The 6,161-nt window shown below is 37.4% G+C and carries 4 protein-coding genes; all 4 read left to right on the forward strand.

Annotated elements, in window-relative coordinates; all coding sequences use genetic code 11:
• Positions 1-6: 6 nt before the first annotated feature.
• The 4 genes from remB (at position 7) to ACTNEP_RS16435 (ending at position 6,015) form a co-directional block, all read left to right on the forward strand.
• Positions 7-291 carry an extracellular matrix regulator RemB gene (remB, locus tag ACTNEP_RS16420; RefSeq protein WP_441163074.1) on the forward strand — a complete coding sequence of 95 codons (285 nt, stop codon included), beginning with the start codon at positions 7-9 and terminating at the stop codon, positions 289-291.
• 164 nt (positions 292-455) lie between these two features.
• Positions 456-2,375, forward strand: a complete 1,920-nt coding sequence (gene gyrB, locus ACTNEP_RS16425; RefSeq protein WP_441163077.1) for a DNA topoisomerase (ATP-hydrolyzing) subunit B — start codon at positions 456-458, stop codon at positions 2,373-2,375.
• A gap of 71 nt (positions 2,376-2,446) precedes the next feature.
• Complete coding sequence (gene gyrA, locus ACTNEP_RS16430; RefSeq protein WP_441163075.1) at positions 2,447-4,906, forward strand: DNA gyrase subunit A; 2,460 nt, start codon at positions 2,447-2,449, stop codon at positions 4,904-4,906.
• An 8-nt stretch (positions 4,907-4,914) separates the two neighbouring features.
• Positions 4,915-6,015 (forward strand): HD-GYP domain-containing protein, encoded by a 1,101-nt coding sequence (locus ACTNEP_RS16435; RefSeq protein WP_441163076.1) that lies wholly within the window; start codon positions 4,915-4,917, stop codon positions 6,013-6,015.
• Positions 6,016-6,161: the final 146 nt, after the last annotated feature.

Genomic DNA, 6,161 nt, shown 5'->3' on the forward strand with positions numbered 1-6,161 from the left:
GATATTATGTTTATTCACATTGGAGATGAACAAGTCATTCAATCAAAAGATGTGATAGGAATAATTGATTATAGTATAGTAACTTCCTCCACGATAAATTTGGAGATGCTCGAAGAACTGAAAGGAAAACAACAAATAGTTGTATCGGATGAAGAATTAACAAAGGCAGTAGTGATAACTGCAGATAAAGTGTATTATAGCCCGTTATCTGTCTTAACTTTAAAGAAAAGAGCCAGCATGATTTCCACTATTAGCAGATTAGAGGATTATTCTGAAAATGGGGAAGAATAAAGGGTATTTAAACGCTGGATATTATTCATTAAAGACTTCTTGATCGCTGGGCGATTAGCAAAATAGTCTGTTTTATGCCGTTTGTAGTGAGACATCTTTTGGATGTACTTTTCTTGACACATAAAGATTATCAATGAGAGAGAATGTAGGTGATTGAATTGACAATGGAAGAAAATATGCCGCTGGAACAAGCCTATGATGCGGATCAAATTCAAGTATTAGAAGGCTTGGAAGCAGTACGTAAAAGACCGGGAATGTACATTGGATCTACCAGTGAAAAAGGACTCCATCATTTAGTCTGGGAGATTGTAGATAATAGTATCGATGAAGCCTTAGCTGGTCACTGTGATCATATCGAAGTTTTTATTGAAAAAGATAACAGTATCACAGTAGTGGATAACGGGCGTGGAATCCCGGTAAATACGCATGAGAAGACAGGTCGCCCAGCGGTAGAAACCATCATGACAGTGCTGCATGCTGGTGGTAAATTTGGTGGCGGTGGTTATAAAGTTTCTGGCGGTTTACATGGTGTAGGGGCTTCTGTTGTAAATGCCTTATCCACTGAATTAGAAGTACATGTTCATCGTGATGGCAAATTATATTATATTAGCTTTTCTCACGGAAAGCTGAATAAAGAATTGCAAGTAATTGGTGATACAGATAAAACTGGTACCAAAACCCGATTTAAACCAGACCCTGAAATTTTTACAGAAACAACAGTGTACAATTACGAGACATTATCCACCAGGTTACGTGAACTAGCCTACTTGAATAAAGGGTTAAGAATTTCCATTCAGGATAATCGAGAAGAGCGTGAAGCGGAAACCTTTTATTACGAGGGAGGAATCGGTTCTTATGTAGAGCATTTGAACCGTTCAAAAGAAGTGTTACATGAACCTTTTTATGCGGAAAAGGAAGAAGATAATATTCACGTTGAAGTCGCGTTACAGTACAACGATGGATTCGCGAGCAATATTTATTCATTTGCTAATAATATAAGTACGCATGAAGGTGGAACACACGAATCTGGTTTTAAGACCGGTTTAACTCGTGTGATCAATGACTATGCGCGGAAAAATAATTTATTTAAAGAAAATGATCCAAATTTAACTGGTGATGACGTTAGAGAAGGTTTAACAGCGATTATTTCAGTTAAACATCCGGATCCACAATTTGAAGGACAAACAAAGACAAAACTAGGGAATAGTGAAGCACGAACAATTACTGATTCTGCTTTTAGTGAACTATTCTCGAAGTTCTTATTTGAAAATCCTAATACAGCCAGAATAATTGTAGATAAAGGATTAATGGCTTCTCGCGCAAGAATTGCTGCGAAAAAGGCAAGAGAATTAACTCGACGTAAAGGAGCTTTAGAGGTTTCCAACCTTCCAGGTAAATTAGCCGATTGCTCATCTCGAGATGCTACTATCAGTGAACTGTATATTGTGGAGGGGGATTCTGCCGGTGGTTCAGCTAAACAAGGTAGAGATCGTCATTTTCAAGCAATTTTACCATTGCGAGGTAAAATACTGAATGTAGAGAAGGCAAGGTTGGATAGGATATTATCTAACAACGAAATCCGTTCTATTATTACGGCATTGGGGACAGGGATTGGTGAAGAGTTTGATATTTCTAAGGCACGTTACCATAAAATTGTGATTATGACAGATGCGGACGTCGACGGAGCACATATTCGAACATTATTGTTAACCTTTTTCTTCCGTTTCATGAGACCTTTGATTGATCATGGATATGTCTATATTGCACAGCCACCACTTTATCAAGTAAAGCAGGGCAAAGCTGTTCACTACACTTATACAGATAAAGAGTTAGATGCCTTGTTGGCAGAATTACCAAAACAACCAAAACCGGGCTTACAACGCTACAAAGGTTTAGGGGAAATGAATGCAACGCAGCTATGGGAAACAACGATGGACCCTGCTGGCCGTACGTTGCTACAAGTTAGTTTGGAAGATGCAATGGAAGCTGATCAAATTTTTGACATGTTGATGGGTGATAAAGTAGAACCACGTCGTAATTTTATTCAAGATAACGCGGTATATGTTAAGAATTTGGACATCTAATCCGGATTTTATCGGTCGTAATTTCAAGCAATTTTCACGTCTTCCTGCAGTGAAATAGGAGGTAATTAAATATGGTGGATCATAATCGTCCACAAGTTCAAGAAATTAATATAGGGCAAGAAATGCGAACATCTTTCTTAGATTATGCAATGAGTGTAATTGTATCCCGTGCATTACCAGATGTTCGAGACGGAATGAAGCCAGTTCATCGTCGAATATTATATGCATTAAATGACCAGGGTATGCATGCTGATAAAGCATATAAGAAGTCAGCTCGTATCGTTGGAGACGTTATCGGTAAGTATCACCCACATGGTGATTCTGCCGTTTATGAAGCAATGGTAAGAATGGCACAAGATTTTAGTTATCGTTATATGCTTGTGGATGGTCATGGAAACTTCGGTTCAGTTGATGGTGATCCGCCGGCAGCGATGCGTTATACAGAAGCCAGAATGTCTAAGATTTCTATGGAAATGTTAAGGGATATTAATAAAGATACCATTGATTATATGGATAACTATGACGGTTCGGAAAGAGAACCAAAAGTATTGCCTGCTAAGTTCCCTAATCTTTTAGTTAACGGTGCATCTGGTATTGCGGTAGGAATGGCAACCAATATTCCTCCGCATCACTTAGGTGAAACGATTGATGCTATCTTAGCAATAAGTCAGAATCCAGATATTTCGATCTCGGAATTAATGGAGGAACACATACCAGGTCCAGATTTCCCAACTGCTGGTCAAATTCTCGGCCGAAGTGGTATTAGACGAGCTTATGAAACTGGTAAAGGATCGATTACGATTCGAGCCAAAACAGAGATTGAAGAACAAGCTAATGGTAAATCAAGAATTCTTGTTTCAGAATTACCATATCAGGTAAACAAAGCCAAGTTGATTGAAAAGATTGCTGATTTGGCAAGAGACAAGCGTATTGAAGGTATAACCGATTTACGTGACGAATCAGATCGTAATGGTATGCGTATTGTCATTGAATTGCGTCGGGATGCAAATCCAAATGTTGTATTAAATAATTTATACAAACAGACATCTTTACAAACGTCGTTCGGTATCAACATGCTAGCTTTAGTGGATGGACAGCCGAAAGTATTAACGTTGAAGCAATGTCTGGAATATTATTTAGAGCACCAAAAAGAAATTATTACGAGAAGAACACAATATGATTTAAATAAAGCAGAAGCACGTGCCCATATCCTAGAAGGATTACGGACCGCACTAGATCATATTGATGCGATTATTACGTTAATTCGTCAATCCAAGACAACAGAAATTGCTCGCGATGGTTTAATGGAGCAATTCAACCTATCAGAAAAACAAGCACAAGCAATTTTAGACATGCGTTTACAGCGTTTAACTGGTTTAGAACGTGAAAAAATTGAAGATGAATATAACCAGATCATGGAGTTAATTAAGGAATTGAAGGAAATCTTAGCGAATGAAGAGAGAATACTTGAAATTATTCGTGAAGAGCTGTTAGAAATTAAAGAGAAATACAGTGATGAAAGAAGAACTGAAATCGTTGCTGGCGGAGTAGATCTAATCGAAGATGAAGATCTAATTCCAGAGGAAAATATCGTTATCACCTTAACACATAGAGGATATATTAAACGTTTGCCAGCTTCGACATATCGGGCACAGAGACGTGGAGGACGTGGAATACAGGGAATGGGGACAAACGAAGATGACTTTGTCGAACATTTGGTTTCCTGCTCGACACATGATACGGTACTATTTTTCTCCAACAAAGGTAAGGTATACCGTGCCAAAGGTTATGAAGTACCTGAATTTAACCGAACAGCGAAAGGTATCCCAATTATTAACTTATTGGAAGTAGAGCAAGGTGAATGGATCAATGCGGTCATTACGGTCAGTGAATATCATGAAGATTGGTATTTATTCTTTGCAACAAAACATGGTGTATCGAAAAGAACGTCGCTCCAACAGTTTGCGAATATTCGTAAAGGTGGCTTGATCGCGCTAAACTTGCGTGAAGGGGATGAATTAATCTCTGTTCGTTTAACTGATGGAGGGAAAGATGTTTTAATTGGTACGAAAAATGGTTACGTCATTCGATTTGAAGAAACGCAAATCCGTCCGATGGGTAGAACGGCAGCTGGTGTAAAAGGTATTTCATTACGTGAAGATGATGAGGTTGTTTCAATGGAAATTCTGGAGGAAGACCAATTTATCCTGAACGTAACAGAAAATGGTTACGGGAAACGGACCCCTGTTAATGAATATCGCAGAACAAATCGTGGTGGTAAAGGAATCTTTACTGCTAACATTACTGAAAAAACCGGTAAAGTAGTTGCAGTAAAAAATGTTACTGATGATGAAGATATTATGATCATGACAGTATCTGGAGTCTTAATTCGTATGCAAGTAGAGGGAATTTCGACAACAGGTAGGAACACACAAGGTGTTCGCCTCATTCGTTTGCAAGATGAAGAAAGAGTTGCAACAGTAGCTAAGGTAGATCGGGAAGAAGATAACGAAGAAGAGGTAGAAAATTAGTAAAGGGTGTGATTCGGTTGAAGGTACATCCACAACAGCTAATACCTGGGTGTATTATAACGAAACAGGTTTTGGGTAAAACCAGGCATCCGATTATTGAAATGAATACTGTTGTTAAGGAGAAACATATTCAAGTATTGAGGCACTTTAATATTGATTCTGTTGAAGTATCGGACAAATTAATAACAGGAGGCCATTTCACCCCTAAAAAAATTACGACTGCTACACCATATCCACCACAACAAGTACAAAGGAAGTCTAGCGCTTCCTTTGATACTTTGTATCATAATGCTGTATCAGCTTACAAAGTAATGTTTAAAAAATGGCAAGGTGGAAGCCAGATTGAGATCGAGCAAGTGCGGAAAATGATGATGCCATTATTTGATTACGTAAAAGATATCAGTTTGGACTTATTTTTATTACATAAAGTTGCTTCTAAAGAAGACTATTTTTATCATCATGGTGTATCTATTGCTCTATTATCAGCATATTTAGCAAAAAAAATAGGATATGAGAAAGAGTGGATTCAGGTTGGTATTGCAGCTCTTTTAGCTGATAGCGGAATGGCAAAATTAAATGAAAATTGGCTACTAAAAGAGTCAAGACTAACAATAGCTGAATATGAAGAAATAAAAAAACACCCTACCTTATCCTATCGCATGGTAGAAGATATTCCTTCTATGACACAAGATATGAAACTAGCCATTTTACAGCATCATGAAAGAATGGATGGCAGTGGATATCCAATTGGGGCAAAGGAAGATAAAATACATCCTTTTGCTAAAATCATTGCAGTTAGTGACACCTATCATGCCATGACTTCAGAGCGTGTTTACCGTAGAAAACAATCACCTTTTAAGGTGATGGAAGAAATGTTGAAAATGAAATATCAAAAATATGATTATCCTATCTTGCAAAAATTCATCGATACGTTAATGAATTACACGATTGGCACACGTGTAATGCTTTCCACAGGGAAAGAAGCTTATATTATTTTCGTTGATTGTAACATACCGACAAGACCTATTGTAAGAGTAATCGACAATGATGAGATTATTAATTTAGATGAAAAACGAGCCGTATTTATTGAAAGTATTATTACAGATTAGAACAGGAGACTATAGTGTTTTCTGTTCTTTTTTTAGGCTCTAAAATATATGTTGGGGTACTGATAATTTTCTGATAACTTTTTAGGCATAAAAAAACACGCAATCTCCTAATTTTGTTAGACTTTGTTTAGACCAAAAAACAAACC

It is taken from the genome of Gracilibacillus sp. HCP3S3_G5_2 (assembly GCF_052063305.1).
In the GTDB taxonomy this organism is placed as follows: Bacteria; Bacillota; Bacilli; order Bacillales; family Amphibacillaceae; genus Gracilibacillus.

What these genes read in the sequence shown, in the direction of transcription:
- gyrB (WP_441163077.1), top strand. Translation starts at nt 456, where the DNA reads ATGGAAGAAAATATGCCGCTGGAACAAGCCTATGATGCGGATCAAATT.
- remB (WP_441163074.1), top strand. Translation starts at nt 7, where the DNA reads ATGTTTATTCACATTGGAGATGAACAAGTCATTCAATCAAAAGATGTG.
- gyrA (WP_441163075.1), top strand. Translation starts at nt 2,447, where the DNA reads ATGGTGGATCATAATCGTCCACAAGTTCAAGAAATTAATATAGGGCAA.